A 21,903-nucleotide genomic window follows, 5' to 3' on the forward strand; every position below is an offset into this window, starting at 1 on the left:
TCCGTCGTCGGCAGCGTCAGATGTGTATAAGAGACAGACATAAACAAACAAAAAAAATCCCGGTTATTTCAGAGAAAGAAGAAATAACCGGGAACTTTTCTTTTTAGTTAATTGTCGCGCTTATTTTAAGTTATCGGGAAAGTTTTTCGGTAACTCGCTGGCTGCGCAGGCAATCACGCTTTCGTTGTTCGCACCGCAGTCGCGTACAAAGGTGATGGTGGCAAATTCGTCAATCACTTCTGTTGGATAGGCCGGCCCCGCATCGCGATAGCTGTTCATCAGCGGAATATGGTCGTTCTGGAAGCAGACGGTTTTTTCCGGGTTGTTCATGACCCAACGCGGGAAGAAGATGGTGCCGTGGAACAGTTTGTCGCCCAGGTTCACAATCAGGCTAACGTCCGTACCGGTTGGCTCGGTCCAGGAGATTTTATAGATGCTCTCCCCTACCCGCACGATGTAAGCCTGCTGATCTTTAACCCAACGGTTCGCCACCAGACCGCTGTGAATACGGTAGTCGAGAGTAGTCTCGTTTTTGACGTAAATTTCGTAATTCCAGCCGTTGTCATAGGTATAAACCAGATGTTTGCCAACGAAGCCGCTTAAGTCGTGTTTGTCGAATGTGTTCATAAGATGTCTCCTTCGTTTTGATGAGACGATCTTAAGCCTTCAAAAAATGAATGAATAACGCTATTTTTTAATCAAATTCATCCAAATTTTAGATAAATTATGCACAAGACGACGCTGGAACAGTGGGCCTTACTGGAAAAAGTGGTGGATGCGGGCAGCTTTGCCAAAGCTGCGGAAGAAACCCACCGCAGTCAGTCCTCGGTGAGCTATAACCTGTCGCTGCTGCAGGAGCGGCTGGGCGTGGCGCTGCTGGCGCCGGAGGGGCGCAGGGCGGTGTTGACCCCGGCCGGAGAACTGCTTCTCGGCCAGGTGAAACCGCTGCTGAAAGCGTTTTCGTATGTCGAGACGCGTGCGGCGACCCTTCGTAACGGGATGCGCACGCGTCTGGACCTGGTGGTGGACTCGATTTTCCCACGCCGCCGCCTGTTCGCCATTCTGCGTCAGTTCCAGCAGAGGTATCCGCAAACTCAGGTCCGCCTCACGGAGGTGCTGGAAAATACCCGCGCCGATGCCATGAACAACGAGGCCGATGTGATGGTTTTAACCCGCCGCCAGGACATTACCGGGCTCGGCGAATGGCTGATGAACATTGACTTTGTCGCCGTGGCGCATCACCGGCATCCCCTCTTTAGCCTCGACGCGCCGCTGAATGATGAGATGCTGCGCCCGTGGCCGCTAATCCAGATTGCGGACAGCCAGAACGCCGCGCGGGCTGCAGGCGAGTCGTGGACGTTCTCGACCATCGACGCTGCCATAGAGGCGGTCGTCTCGCAGGTCGGCTACGGCTGGCTGCCAGAGGAACGCATTCAGCCCCAGCTGGAGCAAGGCGTACTGAAACTCCTCCCGCTGAGCCACGGCGTTCGTCGGGCCACGCCGCTGCATCTGATCGTGAAGCGCACCCTCGCCCCGCTGGATGAGCAGGTTGAAACCCTGCTGCGCCTTTTTAGCCAGGAGCCGTCATCATCACCTGCTACGCTTTAAGGTCCGAACGTTAAAACGATAAGGAGCTGATGATGAAAATCGACTTTGCGGGGAAAGTGGCCCTGGTCACCGCCTCAACCGGCGGGATCGGGTTTGCCATTGCCAGAGGCCTGGCAGAAAGCGGCGCGGAAGTGATCGTTAATGGCCGCAGCACCGACTCGGTGAACAAAGGTATTCAGCAGCTGCAGCAGGTTGTGCCTGGCGTGCAGGTGCGTGCAGCCATTGCCGATCTCAGCACCGCGGAAGGGGTTGAATCGCTGCTGAAGGTTGCGAGCGACGTCGATATTCTGGTGAACAACGCCGGGATTTACGGCCCACAGGATTTCTATGGCACCGACGATGAAACCTGGGAGCGCTACTGGCAGACCAACGTGATGTCCGGCGTGCGCCTCTCCCGCGCCCTGCTGCCGGGCATGGTGAAAAAAGGCTGGGGCCGCGTGGTGTTTATCTCCTCCGAGTCAGCCTGCAATATCCCGGCAGACATGATCCACTACGGGGTGACCAAAACGGCACAGCTTTCGCTGGCGCGCGGGCTGGCGAAGTTCGTGGCGGGAAGCGGCGTGACGGTGAACAGCGTGCTGCCGGGCCCGACGATGTCCGACGGTTTCGCTGAAATGATGAAAGATGAGATCGAGAAAACCGGTAAATCGCTGGAGCAGCTGGCGAAAGAATTTGTCATGACCAACCGCCCCAGCTCGGTTATCCAGCGCGCCGCCACCGTTGAAGAGGTGGCTAATATGGTGATTTATGTCTGTTCGACGCAGGCCTCCGCCACCTCAGGCGCGGCATTGCGCGTCGATGGTGGCGTGGTGGATGACATTATTTAATGTCGTCAGGCGGCGCTGCCCGCGACACGACGGGCGGTAATGTAACGCTCCTGCCAGTAGTCATCAGTCAGGGTTGAGACCGTTACGCCCTGGCTGCTGGAGGCATGAATAAACTGGCTGTTACCGATATACACACCAACGTGTCTGCGGTTCGGGCCCGTCTGGAAGAAGACCAAATCTCCCGCCTTCAGACGGTATTGCGCTACCTGTACACCGCGATGGATCTGCTCGCTCGTCGTGCGCGGCAGATAAAGATGCGCCGCATCGCTGAACAGATGCTGCATAAGCGCGGAGCAATCCACTCCGCGGTGCGTGGTGCCGCCCCACTGATAGTGAGTCCCTTTCCATTTCTGGTATTGATCCAGTATCCGGGAGCGGAGTGGGCCTGTCTCCTGGTGAAGCAGGGCCGACTTCACCGGCGATTCCGCAAATGTGCTATCGGCGGAGATCATCGATGCGGGCAACTGAAAACTCAGTGCGGAAAACGAAGCAAAACTTAACGTGAGGATTGAAATAAGCGATCTGAATGTCATATCTAAACAGGAGCTAAGAGTGAATTTTTCCTTACCTGTGGAGGCCAACGTTCCCCCGAAATATCTTTCGATGTGGCGATAATATAGACTGCTCACTTTTTCACCAATCATTATTGAGGCCAAAATTGGACTCACTTTCAGATCGCAAGATTGAGAAAAAAAAGGGTGGTGATGTAAGGACTGTTCAGATAAAGCAGGTAAACTGATCGACAGAATGTGTAATTCAGCTAAGACGTATTTATGACCAATATGATTGCCGACGAGACGGTGGCGAAATCCAGCGTGCTCTCTGTCTTTGACTTTGACGGGACGCTCACGCACCACGACAGCTTTATCCCTTTCCTGCGTTTTGCCTTTGGGAAACGCTACTTTGCGGGTCGTCTGGTGCGCATGGCGCTGCCCACGCTCCACTGCGTGCGCCGCAAGCTGACGCGTGATGAGCTGAAGGAAGTGCTGATTAAAACGTTCCTGACAGGCGTGGACGAACACTGGCTACGCCAGCAGGCGGAAGCCTTTTGCGAAAAATACTGGAACAAGCTGATGCGCCCCGAAGGGGTTCTGGCGGTGGCGGCTGAGGTGAATTCCGGCGCGGAAGTGACCATCTGCTCTGCGTCGCCGGCGCTGGTGCTCCAGCCGTGGGCGGACAGGCTCGGCATTAAGCTGATTGGCACGCAGCTGGAAGTGAAGGACGGCAAGCTGACGGGACGCATTACGGGCAATAACTGCCGTTGCGCCCAGAAAGTGGCAAGGCTGGAGAAGGTGTATGGCGATCTGAACGACTATCATCTGCGAGCCTGGGGCGACACCCGCGGCGACCACGAACTGCTGGCCGCGGCGCAGGATCCACACTGGCGGCACTTCCATCACCCGCGCAAGCGCCGGAATTCACCGATTAAGGGTTAGGTGCGGTCTGTTGCCCTCACCCCAGCCCTCTCCCACAGGGAGAGGGAGAAAAGCGGTGCATCAGGCCTCACGTTTCCCCGGGAACATCACGCTCGCAATAATCCCCAGCGCCAGCACACCTAACACCACAAACAGGCTGGCCGTCGCGCCAATGCTGTAACCGTGGTGCCAGAAGTGATCGGTCGCATTCAGACCCAGCTTGAACGCCACGAAGAACAGCAGCAGCACCACCGCTTTCTCCAGGTGCACCAGATACTGCTTGAGTGCTTCCAGCACAAAATAGAGGGTACGCAGGCCGAGAATGGCGAACATCATGGCGCTGTAGATAATCAGCGGCTCGCGGCTTACCGCAATAATCGCCGGTACGGAGTCAAACGCGAACATCACGTCAGAGAGTTCCACCACCGCCACGCAGAGCAGCAGCGGCGTTGCATAGCGCTTCGCCTTCTTCACGCGGCCAACCGTTACGTCCTGGTTTTCCGGCTTTTCAAGCTCCGCATCCACCTCTTTCTGCGTCAGGATAAACGCGTTGCTGCTGATTTTGGGCCAGACGGGATAGAAGCGTTTCACCAGGCGATAGGCAAGGTGACCCGAGTAATCTTCCACTTCGTCACTCTCTTCATTGCGCTTGAGCATCATCACCGCCGTCCAGCCGACGACCAGCGCAAAAATAACCTCCACGTACGGCCCCAGGCTCAGCAGGCTGGTGCCGATCGCCACGAAAATACCGCGGAAGACAATCGCCCCCAGCACGCCCCAGTAGAGCACACGGTGACGGTACTTATCCGGCACGCCGAACCAGGCAAAGATCGCCATCATCACGAACAGGTTATCGATGGAGAGCACCTCTTCCAGCGCGTAACCGGTGAGGAACAGGCTCGCCATCTCGGCGCCGTGGTGGATGTACAGAAAACCGGCGAAGGCCATCGCCATCGAGAACCAGAAAACGGACCACATGGCCGCACTTTTCAGCGAAACAGGTTTATCGTGACGGTGCATGAAGAGGTCGATAAACATCGCCCCAACGGCCATCACCACAAAGACAACAACGGTTTCAGTCGGGAAACCGAGATGAGCAGAAGCCATGAATCTATCCTTAACCTTCATCTGCGCGCTGGCAGAGGCAACGTTTGCAACAAAAAAAGAAAACGCCCGTATCACCGGGCAAGAGAATAATAATAACACTTCTTCGCGCCAGCCCGGCAATGTAAATGTGATGTTAAAAGTGCCAGGATTTCTCTTACGTCTTCCGGGAAGGCAACGTGTTCTTCCGGAGATTATTCTTTCATTATTATGAAAGTTTTATTATCTGAGCTGAACCTGACATACGGCAAGTAGTAAATAAGCCGTAAAATTCTCACACTGAATTGCTGATAAAACCCTGATAAAAACAACCTAACTCATTGATTTTAAAACAACCAAAGACAAATCATGACGTTCTCACTTTATTTTTTTTAAACGCTTGTTAACCTGACCCAGAAAAATATTCAGACTTCTTGTGATGGAAGTTTTTCACATGGACTGGTAAGCGATGATGAATATCCACCTTAATGTTTCATATTAACGGAATATCCACATCCCGTGACCACAACAACGCTTTCGAGTGACTAACCCGAAATAATACTGTTCTACCTTTTACACACTGAGGAATATTTTAAAAAATGAATAAATCCGTTATTACCATGGGATTTTTATTGGCTGCAATTGCCAGTCCTTCCAGCCATGCAGCGCCAGGTAAAGGCGCAGGGACCATTGAATTCACGGGTATGATTACCGCGAGCACCTGTGATGTCGATATTAACGGTCAGGGCGGGAACCCAACGATCGATATGGGTACCATCTCGTCTTCAGCATTTAAAGAAAAAGGTGACGTTGCGGGTATTCACCGTATCCAGATAGAACTGTCTAACTGCGATACCGCCGTCCTTAAATCAGCTGGAGCACGATTTGGCGGTGCCTATGATGCTAATGATAATAATCTGCTCGCGCTTAAAACCGGTGGCGACGCCGCAACGGGTTTGGGTATTGAATTCCTGAATGAAGATGGGACATCGTTAAAACTGGGCGACAACCCGAATAAATTTGTTCCTATTACCGGTGATGGCACCACGGGGGCAGCCACCCTGCTGTATTCAGCCCGTTATAAATCATCCCTGGATGCTGTGACCGCCGGTAAGGCAGATGCGGTTGCGGATTACACCATTATCTATAAATAAATCATTCAACTCAGTTCCGGGCAATGAATAACAGCCCGGAACGCAAGGACGTTTTATGTTAAGGAAACGCTATCTGACGCTGCTGGCTCTGCTCTTTGGCTCTTGTATGTCACACGCCAGTGTGACCTTATCCAATACGCGAGTGGTATATCATGCGGACAAGAAAGAGAGCAATATTACAGTCAGAAATAATACTGCCAGCCCGTTCCTGGTACAGAGCTGGGTACAGGGCAAAGATTCACAGGGCACCAAAGCCCCGTTTATTGTGACGCCACCGCTTTTTCGCATGGATGCAGGTAAGTCCAACGCGCTACGTATTATCTATAACGGCGCGCCTTTACCGCAGGATCGCGAGTCGCTTTTCTGGATCAACGTAAAATCGATCCCCTCCTCTTCCAGAGAGGACATTAATAAACTGCAGATAGCGGTAAATACCCGAATCAAATTATTTTATCGTCCGTCAAATTTAATGGATGAACCCACGGATATTAGTAAGAATGTGCAATGGTCTGTTAAAAATAACGAACTCATCGTACGCAACAACTCGTCTTATTACATTTCCTTTGCGGAGGTGAAGATCAATAACAAAGCATGGTCAGAGATTGACATGCTCGCGCCTAAAAGCAGCACAACATTCACGCTCAGAAACACGCTTTTAAAAAACAATGCCACCGTACAATGGAAATATATCAATGATTATGGCGGCAACAGCCAGTTAATCACACAAAAAATAGAATAACGATTTTAAAACAATAACCTCACAGGGGTATTTTTCATGACTATATTTTGGGGCATTCGTCCAGCGCTTTGCTTTGCCTGGATATTACCCAGCGCATTATACGCCAGTGATTACTTCGACCCGGCCTTTCTGGAAACGGGTGGCGCGCCGCGTACCGCCGTCGATCTTTCTCTCTTTGAGAACAAAGAGAGCCAGACACCCGGCGTTTATCGTGTTGACCTGTTTATTAACAATAAAATGTTCGACACGCGCGATATCACGTTTCGACTCGAAGAGAACGCGCAGCATAAAAATATCCTCGCACCCTGCCTCAGCGAGGAGACGCTCCAGTCGTTTGGTGTTAAAACGGCGGCATTCCCGTTGCTCCGGGACGATACCCAGGGCTGCGCGAATCTGTCGGCGATCCCTCTCGCAAGCAGCGAATTTGACTTCAGCGAGCAGGCGTTAAGGCTCAGCATTCCCCAGGCGGCCCTGGACAGCCACGCTCACGGCTACATCGATCCTGCGCGCCGGGAACAGGGTATTCCGGGCCTGATGCTCAGCTACAACTACAGCGGCGCCACGTGGACCTCGCACAACGGGACGGGAACCGATAGCCAGTACCTCAGCCTGCGTCCGGGACTGAACGTTGGACCCTGGCGTTTACGCAATTTCTCGACCTGGAGTAACAGCCAGGGGCAAGCTGGGCGCTGGGAATCGGTTTATACCTATTTGCAGCGTGATATCAGCGCCCTGAATAGCCAGCTGATTGTCGGGGATAACAGTTCTACCGCAGAAGTCTTTGATAGCACCCCGTTTCGCGGCGTTCAGCTTTACTCGGATGAACAGATGCTTCCGGGCAGCCTGCGAGGCTATGCGCCGGTGATCCGCGGTATTGCTCGTACTAATGCCCAGATCACTATTTTTCAGAACGGCTACAGCATTTATCAAAGCTATGTCCCGCCCGGTGAATTTGTCATCAACGATCTTTACCTCGGCAGCAGCGGCGAGCTGAAAGTTGTGGTGAAAGAGGCGGATGGCAGCGAACAAGTCTCTTTAGTGCCTTACGCGTCGTTAGCGGTTATGCAGCGGGAAGGGCAATACAAATATGAAGTCATTAGCGGCAGCTATCGTTCCAGCAGCAGCGATGCTGAGAATGCCCTGTTTTCACAAGGGAGCCTGATTTACGGTCTGCCGTGGGAAACCTCGATATACGGAGGCATGCAGGCTGCCAGTCAATATCAGTCCCTGCTTTTTGGCATGGGTAAAAACATGGGCGATTTTGGCGCACTGTCATTTGATATTACCCAGGCCTGGGCCACCACTAAACAGGCAGAGAAAAACCGGGGACAGTCGCTACGCCTGCGCTATAACAAAAATTTGCTGTCTACCGGCACTAACGTTGCGATTGCGGGCTATCGCTACTCGACGTCCGATTTCTACACGCTCGGTGAAACCCTGAGCAGCTATCACTCGCAACCCTCGCGCCTGGATCGACGCCGTAGCCGTACAGAACTGACGCTAAACCAAAACCTGGGAGAAAACCTCGGCTATCTCTCCGCCATGCTGGTCAGCGAAGACTACCACACGAGCCAAAAACGCACGACCTCCGCCACGCTGGGCTATGGCAACAGCTGGAACGGGATCAGCTATAGCCTGAATTACAACCACTATCTGAACGTGACAAAAGAGGATAACCAGCGTCTCTATAACCAGGACAATCTGTTCAGCCTGAGCGTGAGCGTCCCTCTGGACAAATGGCTCCGCTCCACGCGTGCCGGTTACACCTTCTCTGCGGCGGAAAAACGCTCGCCAGGCCACAGTGTTTCCCTGAGCGGCAGCGCCCTTGAGGACAATAACCTGAACTGGAGCGTACAGCAGAATATCAACCCAGGGAGCCAGGCAAACAGCAGCGATGCCTCGCTTAGCTATAACGGACGCTATGCGCAGGTTGGCGCCGGGTATGGCTATAGCCGGGACGCGCAGCGGCTGAATTACAGCCTGCGCGGGGGCGTGCTGGTTCATCCTCATGGCGTCACGCTGGCGCAGTCGCTGGGTGAAACGGTCGCTCTGGTTGAAGCGCCGGATGCCGCAGGTGTCAGCGTCCGTAACCACACGGGCGTGCGCACCGACCCCTGGGGCTATGCGGTGGTGCCTTACCTGACACCTTATCAGGAGAGCAATATCCAGCTGCGTCCCGATACATTACCTGACGATGTCGAGCTGGAAAGTAACAGCCATAAAGTCGTTCCCACCCGGGGGGCTATCGTTCGGGCACGTTTCACCACGGCGGTGGGTAAACGCCTGATGATGACGCTGAAAGATGCGCAGGGCAAACCCGTTCCGTTCGGTGCCATTGTTTCTCAGAATACAGCCACCAGCATTGTGGGTGATGAAGGCAGCGTATTCCTCACCGGGATGGCAGAAAAAGGGACGTTAGACGTGAGCTGGGGTAAGAAACCCGATCAGCGTTGCCAGGTTCACTATCAGCTTTCTGGCCAGGAACCCACGATTAGCGGAATTGTGCAGTTAACGCAGACCTGCAAATCATCCGTTAATAAATAAAGGAATTAAAAATGAAAAAATTAACGTTACTCGCGTGCCTGGCAGCAGGGGGATTGATGGGCGCGCCAGCTTATGCTGATGTTGTAGGAAGCTGCTGGCCGACATCAACCGTATCTGGTCAGGCGCACAAGTTTGATATTATCGAAAACCTTACTGCCGACGACGTACCCGGCACAACCCAATCCACATGGAATAATAAAGGTAATTTTAATGGTATCTGCCTCTGTCAGGACTCCAGCGTGCCAGAAAGTATCTTATTTCGATTTACCAGTACGAAACTGGGCACAGGAGGCGGCAAACGTAACGCAGACTTTATCTATTATCCTCTGGATGCGGAAAAGGGTATTAATATCGGTATAAATGTCGTTCTTGGTGGCGAGGATGAATTGCGGTATATCCCGGTTGATTTGAGTAATACCGCCGGTGTTGATAATGGACGTCCTGCGACAAATAACTGTGATGATAAAAACGACCATACTCTGTTCGCAACCGGCTCCAGCGGGACTGTCTCTCTGGAATTAACTAAACCGCTTCCTTCAGGCCGCATTGATATTCCTATGCAGGAATTAGTGACCATTTTTGCCAAAAAACAGACGGGGAGTTATGACACCTCCAGACCTTTTGTCACACTTAATTTCCAACTGTCAATTGATATTCCACCACAATGCATGATTAATGACGGGCAAACCATCAAGGTCCCGTTTGGCAATATTACCGCGAATGAATTTAAGCCCGAGGCCACCGGTAAGCAAAAAAGCGTGGATATTCGTGTGACTTGCAAAAATCCTGAAGATGAAAGCAAGGTGAGTATTAAGTTCCGCGCGTCCGATTTTAATGGCTCTGGTTTTATCAAGACCCATAATGATGAAGGTGAGCGCAATGATTTAGGGATAAAACTTGAACACAACGGGAATAAAATTGATGGCAGCAGTTCGGCCGTACCAACGCAGGAGGGGAATGTCACTATTATAGCAACACCTGTCCAACAAGGAGAAAAGTCTCCACAACCGGGAAAATTTGAAGCCACATCCACGCTGGATTTCGAGTTTAAATAAAGAAAAAACTTAATACAGCGTAGAAACCTCTTATTTCCCGGCAACACATAGCGCTATACAAATGAGTTGCCGGGTATGAAAAATGGATTTGTATAAGGATATATACTATGAAACTCAAAACGAAAACGCGTGTAGCGCTTTGCGTTGCAGCTTTATCAGGTACTGGCATCACGGCATCACAGGTTATCGCCAGCGATATCGAGCCTTATTCTGTCCCTGTATCTATTAAGGGTGAAAAACAAAAAGACTATTTCGGTATGACGATGACCACGATCGGTAAGTTTTCCGATAAGGACAATGGTTCGCATATCGCGGGTGAAGATATTGTCATTACGGCCCCCTGGGGGGATGGCGCAAAAGGGATCGCGTACGTCATTTTCGGGACTTCCGGTGGGAAACCCATGCAGCAAGTCAATAACGTAGGTGAATTCGATCCGCAAAACGCGCTTAAAATTATCCACAGCAATAAAGCGAATAAGCCTGGCTCAGTGACGACAAAATGGATGGGCGTCGCGGTACGTAAAATAGGTGATATTAACGGCGATGGATATGATGATTTAGTCATCGCCTCCCACTGGCATGATCAGGTCTATATTATCTGGGGCGGACCGCATCACCGTACCGGCGCGCGTCTTTCTAATCAGATTGACCTCAATGATATCGACAACGGCGACGCTCGCCTGGGTATTCGCATCCGTACGGTGAATTCTTCAGGCAATGCGAATACCGGCGGCTGGTTTGGCGCCGCGGTAGGCCCAATTAAATATAAAAATTCTGCCGTGGCTAACAAGATGGTCGATCTTGCTATCGGCGATATCGAAGGCACGGGCGGACGCGGCGGCGCCGTCATTATCTACGGCGCTCAAAAGCCAGGCGATCAGTGGCAGAACATTGATATTAAGCGCAACAACCTGGGCGACTGGGAGATCCCTGCCGCGACCGGCGCCTATATTCGTCCGCAGATGACCGCCACCAACGGCCCGGATAAACCCCTTAACTACAATCTTGGGCAGCAGATCAGCGATGTCGGGGATATTAACGGCGACGGCTTCAGTGATTACCTGATCGTCGACCCGGAATCGGTCAATGAAGGCCGTAAATCAGAGAACAGCGGCACTGATGGACGCGGCACGGCCTATCTCGTCTACGGCAGCAGCTTCAACCAGGGGAATCTCGACATCGCCTCGCTAAACGCGACGCAGGCAACCCGCATTCACGGTATGGGGGCGGCTTTCCTGGGTGGTCAGTCCGGCGGAGGTGAAGGAAGTAACGATCATAGCGCGTATACGCAGGATAAGCCCAATAACGGCACCATTACGCCATTAGGTAATTTCCTTAATGCTCACGCTAACGCTTTTGCGATTAGCGCCCCTGCCGACATGGGTATTGATAAAAAACGTTCCGGGCTGGTCTGGATTATTAAAGGTAAGGCCGACGGCAGTAAGCTGCCATCGTCTCTGTTCCTCGATGCGGCGCACACCCGGCTGAACTACAACAAAACATTTAGCGTACACGATGGCTATGCTATTTACGCCGAAAGGCCTGGCAGCAAGCTGGCAGGGTTCGGGAACAGCATTCTCGGTAATGTGGACTTGAACGGCGACGGTAAAAAAGACCTGGTGATCGGCGATCCGAATGCGGTAAACGGCAGCGGCACGCAGGTGGGCGCCGTGTACGTCATCAACGGCGGTAAAAGCCTGGATGACTACGCTGACGATGAAGAAGGCATGATCAATATTAATACGCTGGTGAGAGAAGGCGTTGCGAAAGTCTACTGGGGTAAAAATCAGTATGAAAAATTCGGCGCGTCCATTGCGGCCGGGAGCTTCAATGGCTTCACTCAGGACAGTCTCGCCATTGGTTCTTACCGTGATAACACCTGGACGGGTAAGGTCACCTTCCGCATTGCGGATTACGCTATACCGGATTAATGCTTACATCATCTGAATGGGCAACACCGCCGGGGAAGAGACTCCCCGGCAATTTATTGCGCATTTTGCAGCGCCTGCGCGCACGCCCAGGCGCTCGACCACGCCCACTGGAAATTATATCCGCCAAGCCAGCCGGTCACGTCCATTACCTCGCCAATAAAGTAGAGCCCCGGTACGTTACGCGCTTCCATCGTGCGTGAAGAAAGCTCATTCGTATCAACGCCGCCCAGCGTCACTTCCGCCGTGCGATACCCCTCGGTACCGTTTGGCTGAACGCGCCAGTTCGTTAGCGTATCCACCAACGTCTCCTGCTCGCGGCTGTTAAGCTGCTTGAGCGACACATCCGGGATCTGCCCCAGCCCCTGCAAACACTCCACCAGACGCTTCGGCAGCTGCATCGCCAGGGTATTTTTCAGGCTCTGATTCGGGTGCGCGGCGCGCTGTTCGTTGAGGAACGCGTCCAGATCGCTGTCCGGCAGCAGATTCACCGAGACAAATTCCCCCGGCTGCCAGTAGCTGGAGATTTGCAGGACCGCCGGGCCGGAGAGACCGCGGTGGGTAAAGAGCAGGTTTTCGCGGAACACCGTCCCGTCTTCGGCAGTAATAACGGAGGGAACAGAGACGCCGGACAGCGTCTGAAGCTGTTCCAGCAGCGGCTTATGCAGCGTGAACGGCACCAGCCCGGCGCGGGTTGGCAGCACCTTCAGGCCAAACTGCTCGGCAATCTTGTAGCCGAACGGTGACGCGCCCAGCCCCGGCATCGACAGACCGCCGCTGGCGATCACCAGGTTATCGGCGCTGACGGTGTCACCGTTCAGCTGCAGCGTGTACCCCTTCTCGTCGCGGGCCACCTCCAGCACTTCAGTGCGCAGGCGCATGACCACGCCGCCCTTCTCGCACTCGGCCACCAGCATATCGACAATCTGCTGCGCGGAGTCGTCGCAGAAGAGTTGCCCGAGCGTCTTTTCATGCCACGCGATCCCGTGCTTACCCACCAGGTCGATAAAGTCCCACTGGGTGTAACGCGCCAGCGCAGATTTGCAAAAATGGCGGTTCTGGCTCAAATAGGCCGCGGGTTCGACATAAAGATTGGTGAAGTTGCAGCGCCCGCCGCCTGACATCAGGATCTTGCGGCCTGGCTTTTTTCCGTTGTCCAGCAACAGCACGCGACGACCCGCCTGTCCGGCCATCGCCGCACAAAACATACCCGCCGCACCGGCGCCAATAACCACGGCATCAAACCTTTCCACGTCAAAACCCTCTTCGTTAACTGCCGCGGATTGTAAAGTTTCCTCTGTGGTCACACCAGCGTAAAAAGATATTACAAAGCCATTCCATTGAAATTTAACGATTATCCTTTCAGGCACTTTTCCCAAATCAGGTGGTATGTCAAAAAAAGTCTATATTTCACTTTGCCCGTTGCGCATTTGTCCTGGATAATGCGCCGCGTTCATGTCCTCAAAATGGCGTAACGTCCTATGCTACATTTGTTTGCCGGCCTGGATTTACATACCGGGCTTTTACTATTGCTTGCTCTGGTTTTTGTACTGTTTTACGAAGCGATCAACGGCTTCCACGACACTGCAAACGCAGTAGCAACGGTTATCTACACTCGCGCAATGCGATCGCAGCTTGCGGTTGTTATGGCGGCGGTATTTAACTTTTTTGGTGTCCTCCTGGGCGGACTGAGCGTTGCGTATGCGATCGTGCATATGCTGCCAACGGATCTGCTGCTTAACGTGAGTTCCGGTCATGGCCTCGCCATGGTGTTCTCAATGCTGCTTGCTGCCATTATCTGGAACCTCGGTACCTGGTATTTTGGCCTGCCTGCATCCAGTTCTCACACCCTCATCGGCGCGATTATCGGTATCGGGTTAACCAACGCCCTGATGACCGGGACATCGGTTGTTGATGCGCTGAATCTGCCTAAAGTACTGGGCATTTTCGCTTCTCTCATCGTCTCCCCTATCGTGGGTCTGGTGGTTGCGGGTGGATTGATTTTCATCCTGCGTCGCTACTGGAGCAACACGAAGAAACGTGCGCGTATCCACCTGACGCCAGCAGAGCGTGAGAAGAAAGACGGCAAGAAAAAGCCGCCATTCTGGACGCGTATCGCCCTGATCATTTCTGCTATCGGCGTGGCCTTCTCTCACGGCGCGAACGACGGGCAGAAAGGCATTGGTCTGGTGATGCTGGTTCTGATCGGTGTCGCACCGGCGGGCTTCGTGGTGAATATGAACGCCTCGGGTTACGAAATCACCCGTACCCGTGATGCGGTCAACAACGTTGAAACCTATTTCCAGCAGCACCCTGAGCTGCTGAAAAAAGCGACCGGCGTTGACCAGCTGATCCCTTCTCCGGAAGCCGGTGCCACCACCGCGCCTGGCGAATTCCACTGCCATCCGGCTAACGCGATTAACGCGCTGGAACGTGCCAAAGGTATGCTGGGCAACATCGAAAGCTACGATAAACTGGCCGTTGAACAGCGTGGTCAGCTGCGTCGTATCATGCTCTGTATCTCCGACGTGACCGATAAAGTCGCGAAGCTGCCAGAGGTGAATGGTGACGACAAGCGTCTGCTGAAGAAACTGAAAAGCGATATGCTCAATACCATTGAGTACGCGCCAATCTGGATCATCATGGCCGTCGCGCTGGCGCTGGGTATCGGTACGATGATTGGCTGGCGTCGTGTGGCGACCACCATCGGCGAGAAGATCGGTAAGAAAGGCATGACCTATGCGCAGGGTATGTCCGCGCAGATGACGGCGGCAGTGTCTATCGGTCTGGCGAGCTACACCGGTATGCCGGTATCCACCACCCACGTACTCTCCTCGTCCGTGGCAGGTACCATGATTGTTGACGGCGGCGGTCTGCAGCGCAAAACCGTGACCAACATTCTGATGGCCTGGGTGTTTACGCTTCCGGCTTCTATCCTGCTGTCAGGCGGGTTGTACTGGATTTCGCTGAAGCTGATTTAATTGGCTGAAGGCGACAAAAAGCGGGTCAGGAAACTGACCCGCTTTTTTTATGCTCAGTGCCAAATCATCAACGCAATCATACTGACCACGACCAGCCCACACAGGGCGCTGGTTAAAATGAACTGACGACGCAGACGCTCGCAGCGACGGATAAACTCTTCATCGTGATGATCGCGGTAGCGCTGGTAGTAGATATACCCCACCAGACGCATCTGCTTGCTGGGCTGTCCATGCGAGGTGAAGAACCCTCCACCGTCCACATACTGATACAGCAACGGATCGCAACCACGAAGTACCACTAACAGCGCACGTAACGATGAGAAGTAGCGCGCCATATTCACTATGCAAACTACGCATAACGCCCAAAACAATGCGACGGTGCTAATCATACATCCTCCCCGGCGTCCGCCCACGAAGCAAGGCTCCTGAGCTACCGCACCCCAATGCCCTGACAGACAGTTCAGTGAAAGAATGACTAAAAGTCGATCCGGTTCGCGTTTTAATATCCGAACGGCTCATTAAATAGTGTAGGAGATCCGTTAATTTTTTTGCCACAAGGTTAATCGTTATCAACACCAAAGCTTGAAAAATATGTTTAACTGGGCCGTAATGAAAGCATCAGACGACGGCTTTCCCATTTAGTCATCGATAACTTAAGGAAGGAGTAACACTATGGCTTACAAACACATTCTTATCGCGGTAGATCTCTCCCCGGAGAGCAAAGTGCTGGTTGATAAAGCAGTATCTATGGCACGTCCCTACAACGCGAAAGTCTCCCTGATTCACGTTGATGTGAATTACTCCGACCTCTACACCGGTCTGATCGACGTCAATCTGGGCGATATGCAGAAACGCATCTCTGAAGAAACGCATCACGCGCTGAGCGAGCTCTCCACCAACGCGGGCTATCCGATCACCGAAACCCTGAGCGGCAGCGGCGACCTGGGTCAGGTGCTGGTTGATGCGATTAAGAAATACGATATGGATCTGGTGGTATGCGGTCACCATCAGGACTTCTGGAGCAAGCTGATGTCTTCAGCACGCCAGCTGATTAACACCGTTCACGTGGACATGCTGATTGTTCCGCTGCGCGACGAAGAAGACGAGTAAGTGCAAAAAAAGCGGCACTGAAAGTAGGCCGGGTAAGGCGAAGCCGCCACCCGGCTTTTTTTATTCTGGCGTACCCGAATAAATATCAAACCGATGCCCTTTCGTGGTCACCGCGTTAGTAGTCGCGACGTCCGCCAGCGGCGGCGCGTAATCCGGACGCTTCACCACGACCCGCTTCGTCGCGAGCTGACGAGCCGGCTCCAGCAGGCCGTCTGCGTCTAAATCCGGCCCCACCAGCGACTGAAATACCCGCATCTCTTTCTTCACCAGCGCGCTTTTCTGCTTATGCGGGAACATCGGGTCGAGGTAGACAACCTGCGGACGCGGGGTGATGTCCGTCAGCGCCGTCAGGCTTGACGCGTGGATAAGCTGCAAACGCTCCTGCAGCCACGGGCCGATTTCCGGGTCCGCATAGCCTCGCGTCAGCCCGTCGTCGAGCAGCGCGGCAACAACCGGATTACGCTCCAGCATCCGCACCCGGCAGCCCACCGACGCCAGCACAAACGCATCGCGTCCCAGCCCCGCCGTGGCGTCCACCACGTCCGGGAGATAGCTCCCCTTAATGCCGACCGCTTTGGCCACCGCTTCGCCGCGACCGCCGCCGAACTTACGCCGGTGCGCCATCGCGCCACCGACAAAATCGACAAAAATCCCGCCGAGCTTCGGTTCATCGCGCTTGCGTAATTCGAGATGTGCTGTCGTCATTACCAGCGCCATCAGGTTCTCTTCATCGTGCTCCAGCCCCCAGCGGGCCGCCAGAACAGATAAGGCGCCGTCTCCGGCGCCCGTTTCATCCACTAAGCAGATCTTCACGTAACAATCAGCCTTTGATCCCGTAATGCTCAAGCATCGCATCCAGCTGCGGCTCGCGGCCACGGAAGCGTTTGAACAGCACCATTGGCTCTTCAGAACCGCCGCGGGTCAGGATGTTGTCAAGGAACGACTGGCCGGTTTCGCGGTTGAAAATCCCCTCTTCCTCGAAGCGAGAGAAGGCATCCGCCGCCAGCACGTCGGCCCACAGGTAGCTGTAATAGCCCGCCGCGTAGCCGCCCGCGAAAATGTGGCTGAACGCGTGCGGGAAGCGGCCCCAGGTTGGCCCTGGAATAACGGCAACCTGCTTTTTAATCTCGGCCAGCGTTTCGAGGATTTTCGCCCCCTGCTCCGGGCTGAACTCGGCGTGCAGGCGGAAATCGAACAGGCCGAACTCCAGCTGACGCAGGATAAACATCGCCGCCTGGTAGTTTTTCGCCGCCAGCATTTTATCCAGCAGCTCTTTCGGCAGCGGTTCGCCGGTCTCATAGTGGCCGGAGATAAACGCCAGCGCGTCCGGCTCCCAGCACCAGTTTTCCATAAACTGGCTTGGCAGCTCGACCGCATCCCATGGCACCCCGCTGATACCGGCGACGCCGGCGGTTTCGATGCGGGTCAGCATGTGGTGCAGGCCGTGACCGAACTCGTGGAACAGGGTGATCACTTCGTCGTGGGTGAACAGCGCAGGCTTGCCGCTCACCGGACGGTTGAAGTTACAGGTCAGATAGGCGACCGGTTTTTGCAGGGAACCGTCTGCTTTACGCATCTGGCCCACGCAGTCGTCCATCCACGCCCCGCCGCGCTTGTTCTCACGCGCGTAGAGATCGAGGTAGAAGCTGCCGCGCAGTTCGTTTTTCTCGTCATACAGTTCGAAGAAGCGCACGTCCGGATGCCAGACGTCAATATCAGTACGCTCTTTAGCGGTAATGCCGTAAATGCGTTTCACCACTTCAAACAGGCCGTTGACGGCTTTGTTTTCCGGGAAGTACGGGCGCAGCTGCTCGTCGCTGATGCTGTAGAGGTGCTGCTTCTGTTTTTCGCTGTAGTACGCGATATCCCACGGCTGCAGCTCGTCCACGCCAAACTCCGCTTTCGCGAAGGCGCGCAGCTGGGCCAGCTCTTTCTCACCCTGAGGACGAGCACGTTTGGCCAGATCGGTCAGGAAATCGAGCACCTGCTGCGGGTTCTCGGCCATTTTGGTGGCGAGGGATTTATCCGCGTAGCTGTCGAAGCCCAGCAGCTGAGCCAGCTCGTGACGGAGGGCGAGGATTTCCGCCATCACCGGACTGTTGTCCCATTTACCTGCATTCGGCCCCTGATCGGAGGCGCGGGTGCTGTAGGCGCGGTACATCTCTTCACGCAGGGCCTGGTTGTCGCAGTAGGTCATCACCGGCAGATAGCTCGGGATATCCAGCGTTAACAGGAAGCCTTCCTGCTTTTTCGCTTCGGCCTGGGCTTTCGCCGCCGCCAGGGCGCTTTCCGGCATACCCGCCAGCTCGGCTTCGTTGGTAATCAGCTTCGTCCAGCCCATGGTGGCGTCAAGGACGTTGTTGCTGTACTGGTTACCCAGTTCGGACAGGCGCGCAGCGATTTCACCGTAGCGAACCTGCTTCTCTTTTGGCAGACCGATACCGGACAGTTCGAAATCACGCAGGGCGTTATCAACCGATTTTTTCTGCGCCGTGTTCAGTTCGGCATAATGGTCGCCGTCGCGCAGGTCGCGGTAGGCTTTGTACAGCCCTTCGTGCTGGCCGACCCAGGTGCTGTACTCAGAGAGCAGCGGCAGGGTTTGTTCGTAGGCTTCACGCAGTTCCGGGCTGTTTTTCACCGAGTTCAGATGGCTCACCGGGGAGAAGATACGCCTCAGCACGTCGTCCACTTCGGCCAGCGGCTGACACAGATTCTCCCAGGTGTACGGCGCGCCCTGCGCAACCACGCTTTCTACCGCCGCGCGGCAGTTGTCCAGCGACTGGGTAACGGCTGGAACCACATGCTCAGGGAGGATTTTAGAAAACGGTGGCAACGAAAAAGGCGTCAGTAATGGATTGGTCATAAACGCTGTCCTGTTGAAATAGGTGAATGAAGCGCGCATCCGGCGCTGTGCATATTGTTTTCAGTAATGGGGTTAAGTGTAGAGGATTTCAATAGCTGCGCTTACCGGGCCTGCGGGTAATCTGTGCCGTTCTGCTGTAAACTGTGGCAAATCGTCAATTCAGCGGAATACCATTACCCATGCTCAGTTATCGCCACAGCTTCCACGCTGGCAACCATGCCGACGTCCTCAAACACACCGTTCAGAGCCTGATCATTGAATCGCTTAAAGAGAAAGAGAAGCCGTTTCTCTATCTGGACACCCATGCGGGCGCAGGCCGTTATCAGCTGAGCGGCGAGCATGCCGAGCGTACCGGCGAATACCTTGAGGGCATCGCCCGCATCTGGCAGCAGGACGACCTGCCCGCCGAGCTGGAGCCTTACATTGGCGTGGTGAATCACTTCAACCGCAACGGCCAGCTGCGCTACTACCCTGGCTCACCGCTGATTGCCCGCCAGCTGCTGCGCGAGCAGGACAGCCTCCAGCTGACCGAACTGCACCCGAGCGACTTCCCGCTGCTGCGTTCAGAATTTCAGAAAGACAGCCGCGCCCGCGTCGACAAAGCCGACGGCTACCAGCAACTGAAAGCCAAGCTGCCGCCGGTTTCCCGTCGCGGCCTGGTGCTGATCGACCCACCGTACGAAATCAAAACCGACTATCAGGCGGTGGTGACCGGCATCAACGAAGGCTACAAACGTTTTGCGACCGGAACCTATGCCCTGTGGTACCCGGTAGTGCTGCGCGCGCAGATCAAGCGCATGATCAAAGACCTTGAGGCGACCGGCATTCGTAAAATCCTGCAGATTGAGCTGGCGGTACGCCCGGACAGCGACCAGCGCGGCATGACCGCTTCCGGCATGATCGTCATTAACCCGCCGTGGAAGCTGGAAGCGCAGATGAACAACGTGCTGCCGTGGCTGCACAAAACGTTGGTTCCAGCCGGAACGGGCCACGCCACCGTCAGCTGGATCGTGCCGGAGTAATTGCAGCCATCGGTGGAAACTATTGATTTCAGGTATACAATCGCGGCAATTCACGATTAAGGACAAAAGCTATGACTAAGCATTATGACTACATCGCCATCGGCGGCGGCAGCGGCGGCATCGCCTCCATCAACCGCGCGGCCATGTACGGCCAGAAATGTGCGCTGATTGAAGCCAAAGCGCTGGGCGGCACCTGCGTGAACGTGGGTTGTGTACCGAAAAAGGTGATGTGGCACGCGGCGCAAATTCGTGAAGCGATCCATATGTACGGTCCGGACTACGGCTTTGACACCACCATCAACAATTTCGACTGGGACAAGCTGATCGCCAGCCGTACCGCCTACATCGACCGCATTCACACCTCGTACGACAACGTGCTGGGCAAAAATAACGTCGACGTGATTCACGGCTTCGCCCGCTTTGTGGACGCGAAAACGATCGAAGTGAACGGCGAGACGATCACCGCCGATCATATCCTGATCGCCACCGGCGGCCGTCCGAGCCACCCGAATATTCCGGGCGCGGAATACGGTATCGACTCTGACGGCTTCTTCGAGCTGCCTGCCTTGCCTGAGCGCGTTGCCGTGGTGGGCGCGGGCTATATCGCGGTTGAGCTGGCTGGCGTGATTAACGGCCTGGGCGCAGAAGCGCACCTGTTCGTGCGTAAGCACGCACCGCTGCGCAGCTTTGACCCGCTGATCGTCGATACGCTGGTCGAAGTGATGAACACCGAAGGCCCAACTCTGCACACCAACGCCGTGCCTAAAGCGGTCGTTAAAAACGCGGACGGCAGCCTGACCCTTGAGCTGGAAGATGGCCGCAGCCAGACCGTTGATTGCCTGATCTGGGCGATTGGCCGTGAACCGGCGAACGACAGCTTTAACCTGGCGGTGACCGGCGTGAAAACCGACGAAAAAGGCTACATCGTCGTCGATAAGTTCCAGAACACCAGCGTACCGGGCATTTACGCCGTCGGTGATAACACCGGTGCGGTTGAACTGACGCCGGTGGCCGTTGCGGCGGGCCGTCGTCTCTCCGAGCGTCTGTTCAACAACAAGCCGGACGAGCATCTGGACTACAGCAACATCCCGACCGTGGTCTTTAGCCACCCGCCAATCGGCACCGTCGGCTTAACCGAGCCGCAGGCGCGCGAGCAGTACGGCGATGACCAGGTGAAAGTGTATAAATCCGCGTTCACCGCGATGTATACCGCCGTCACCTCTCACCGTCAGCCGTGCCGCATGAAGCTGGTCTGCGTGGGCCCGGAAGAGAAGATTGTCGGTATCCACGGCATCGGCTTCGGCATGGATGAGATCCTGCAGGGCTTTGCGGTGGCGCTGAAGATGGGTGCGACCAAGAAAGACTTCGACAACACCGTGGCTATCCACCCAACGGCGGCGGAAGAGTTTGTCACCATGCGATAATGCAGAAGCCCCTCTCCGGAGGGGCTTTTTTTATTCACATACATAAATCGTTGCAAAACGAATGCTCCGAAAAGAGTGATCTACCGCACATATCCCTCCACATCTACCGAAGCGAATGTCTACGCTTATAGGACGCCCGGAGAAACCTGT

The 21,903-nt window shown here is 54.5% G+C and carries 20 protein-coding genes; 13 read left to right on the forward strand and 7 right to left on the reverse strand.

Annotation, left to right across the window (positions count from 1 at the left end; genetic code table 11):
• Window positions 1-120: 120 nt before the first annotated feature.
• Window positions 121-627: a phenolic acid decarboxylase gene (locus HBA26_RS15260; RefSeq protein ID WP_028014722.1), complete on the reverse strand. Its 507-nt coding sequence runs from the start codon at window positions 625-627 to the stop codon at window positions 121-123.
• A 99-nt stretch (window positions 628-726) separates the two neighbouring features.
• Between HBA26_RS15260 and HBA26_RS15265 the strand changes: the two genes are divergently transcribed.
• Both HBA26_RS15265 and HBA26_RS15270 read left to right on the forward strand, forming a co-directional pair.
• Window positions 727-1,608 carry a LysR family transcriptional regulator gene (locus HBA26_RS15265; RefSeq protein ID WP_126345954.1) on the forward strand — a complete coding sequence of 294 codons (882 nt, stop codon included), beginning with the start codon at window positions 727-729 and terminating at the stop codon, window positions 1,606-1,608.
• Window positions 1,609-1,640: 32 nt separating this feature from the next.
• The gene (locus HBA26_RS15270; RefSeq protein ID WP_028014724.1) at window positions 1,641-2,435 is read left to right on the forward strand and encodes an SDR family NAD(P)-dependent oxidoreductase; all 795 of its coding nucleotides are present in this window, start codon (window positions 1,641-1,643) and stop codon (window positions 2,433-2,435) included.
• Between the two features lie 5 nt (window positions 2,436-2,440).
• Here the strand turns inward: HBA26_RS15270 and HBA26_RS15275 are convergent, their stop codons facing one another.
• Complete coding sequence (locus HBA26_RS15275; protein ID WP_048960803.1) at window positions 2,441-2,968, reverse strand: NlpC/P60 family protein; 528 nt, start codon at window positions 2,966-2,968, stop codon at window positions 2,441-2,443.
• Between the two features lie 240 nt (window positions 2,969-3,208).
• On the opposite strand from HBA26_RS15275, the gene HBA26_RS15280 reads away from it, so the two are divergent.
• The gene (locus HBA26_RS15280) at window positions 3,209-3,871 is read left to right on the forward strand and encodes an HAD family hydrolase (RefSeq protein ID WP_028014726.1); all 663 of its coding nucleotides are present in this window, start codon (window positions 3,209-3,211) and stop codon (window positions 3,869-3,871) included.
• A gap of 60 nt (window positions 3,872-3,931) precedes the next feature.
• Here HBA26_RS15280 and HBA26_RS15285 read toward each other — a convergent pair whose 3' ends face one another.
• Complete coding sequence (locus HBA26_RS15285; RefSeq protein WP_028014727.1) at window positions 3,932-4,957, reverse strand: TerC/Alx family metal homeostasis membrane protein; 1,026 nt, start codon at window positions 4,955-4,957, stop codon at window positions 3,932-3,934.
• On the opposite strand from HBA26_RS15285, the gene HBA26_RS15290 reads away from it, so the two are divergent.
• The 6 genes from HBA26_RS15290 to HBA26_RS15315 all read left to right on the forward strand — a co-directional run bounded on the left by HBA26_RS15290 (window position 4,956) and on the right by HBA26_RS15315 (window position 12,356).
• Entirely contained in the window at window positions 4,956-5,168 is a 213-nt protein-coding gene (locus HBA26_RS15290) for a hypothetical protein (protein ID WP_126345955.1), read from the forward strand. The two genes, HBA26_RS15285 and HBA26_RS15290, sit on opposite strands and share 2 nt — an antisense overlap.
• Window positions 5,169-5,532: 364 nt before the next feature.
• Window positions 5,533-6,087 carry a fimbrial protein gene (locus HBA26_RS15295; protein WP_028014728.1) on the forward strand — a complete coding sequence of 185 codons (555 nt, stop codon included), beginning with the start codon at window positions 5,533-5,535 and terminating at the stop codon, window positions 6,085-6,087.
• 55 nt (window positions 6,088-6,142) lie between these two features.
• Complete coding sequence (locus HBA26_RS15300; protein ID WP_041911869.1) at window positions 6,143-6,826, forward strand: molecular chaperone; 684 nt, start codon at window positions 6,143-6,145, stop codon at window positions 6,824-6,826.
• Window positions 6,827-6,862: 36 nt separating this feature from the next.
• A complete protein-coding gene (locus HBA26_RS15305; protein WP_126345956.1) occupies window positions 6,863-9,370 on the forward strand; it encodes a fimbria/pilus outer membrane usher protein in 2,508 nt (835 codons plus the stop codon).
• Between the two features lie 11 nt (window positions 9,371-9,381).
• Window positions 9,382-10,425: a fimbrial protein gene (locus tag HBA26_RS15310; protein ID WP_126345957.1), complete on the forward strand. Its 1,044-nt coding sequence runs from the start codon at window positions 9,382-9,384 to the stop codon at window positions 10,423-10,425.
• 107 nt (window positions 10,426-10,532) lie between these two features.
• The gene (locus HBA26_RS15315) at window positions 10,533-12,356 is read left to right on the forward strand and encodes an integrin alpha (RefSeq protein ID WP_063944074.1); all 1,824 of its coding nucleotides are present in this window, start codon (window positions 10,533-10,535) and stop codon (window positions 12,354-12,356) included.
• 53 nt (window positions 12,357-12,409) lie between these two features.
• On the opposite strand, the gene HBA26_RS15320 is transcribed toward HBA26_RS15315, so the two are convergent.
• Window positions 12,410-13,606: an NAD(P)/FAD-dependent oxidoreductase gene (locus HBA26_RS15320; RefSeq protein ID WP_126345958.1), complete on the reverse strand. Its 1,197-nt coding sequence runs from the start codon at window positions 13,604-13,606 to the stop codon at window positions 12,410-12,412.
• A 228-nt stretch (window positions 13,607-13,834) separates the two neighbouring features.
• Between HBA26_RS15320 and pitA the strand changes: the two genes are divergently transcribed.
• Complete coding sequence (gene pitA / locus HBA26_RS15325; RefSeq protein ID WP_028014734.1) at window positions 13,835-15,334, forward strand: inorganic phosphate transporter PitA; 1,500 nt, start codon at window positions 13,835-13,837, stop codon at window positions 15,332-15,334.
• Between the two features lie 53 nt (window positions 15,335-15,387).
• Here pitA and uspB read toward each other — a convergent pair whose 3' ends face one another.
• A complete protein-coding gene (gene uspB / locus HBA26_RS15330; protein WP_003861224.1) occupies window positions 15,388-15,723 on the reverse strand; it encodes a universal stress protein UspB in 336 nt (111 codons plus the stop codon).
• Between the two features lie 283 nt (window positions 15,724-16,006).
• On the opposite strand from uspB, the gene uspA reads away from it, so the two are divergent.
• On the forward strand, window positions 16,007-16,444 hold the full coding sequence (uspA, locus tag HBA26_RS15335) for a universal stress protein UspA (RefSeq protein WP_003861223.1): 438 nt from the start codon (window positions 16,007-16,009) through the stop codon (window positions 16,442-16,444).
• Window positions 16,445-16,504: 60 nt separating this feature from the next.
• On the opposite strand, the gene rsmJ is transcribed toward uspA, so the two are convergent.
• Window positions 16,505-17,257 (reverse strand): 16S rRNA (guanine(1516)-N(2))-methyltransferase RsmJ, encoded by a 753-nt coding sequence (gene rsmJ / locus HBA26_RS15340; RefSeq protein WP_088205122.1) that lies wholly within the window; start codon window positions 17,255-17,257, stop codon window positions 16,505-16,507.
• Between the two features lie 7 nt (window positions 17,258-17,264).
• Complete coding sequence (prlC, locus tag HBA26_RS15345; RefSeq protein ID WP_166720948.1) at window positions 17,265-19,307, reverse strand: oligopeptidase A; 2,043 nt, start codon at window positions 19,305-19,307, stop codon at window positions 17,265-17,267.
• A gap of 179 nt (window positions 19,308-19,486) precedes the next feature.
• On the opposite strand from prlC, the gene HBA26_RS15350 reads away from it, so the two are divergent.
• A complete protein-coding gene (locus HBA26_RS15350) occupies window positions 19,487-20,329 on the forward strand; it encodes a 23S rRNA (adenine(2030)-N(6))-methyltransferase RlmJ (RefSeq protein WP_046889498.1) in 843 nt (280 codons plus the stop codon).
• Between the two features lie 71 nt (window positions 20,330-20,400).
• Complete coding sequence (gene gorA / locus HBA26_RS15355; protein WP_041911861.1) at window positions 20,401-21,753, forward strand: glutathione-disulfide reductase; 1,353 nt, start codon at window positions 20,401-20,403, stop codon at window positions 21,751-21,753.
• Window positions 21,754-21,903: the final 150 nt, after the last annotated feature.

This window comes from Enterobacter sp. 725m/11, from assembly GCF_011683705.1.
In the GTDB taxonomy this organism is placed as follows: Bacteria; Pseudomonadota; Gammaproteobacteria; order Enterobacterales; family Enterobacteriaceae; genus Enterobacter; species Enterobacter bugandensis.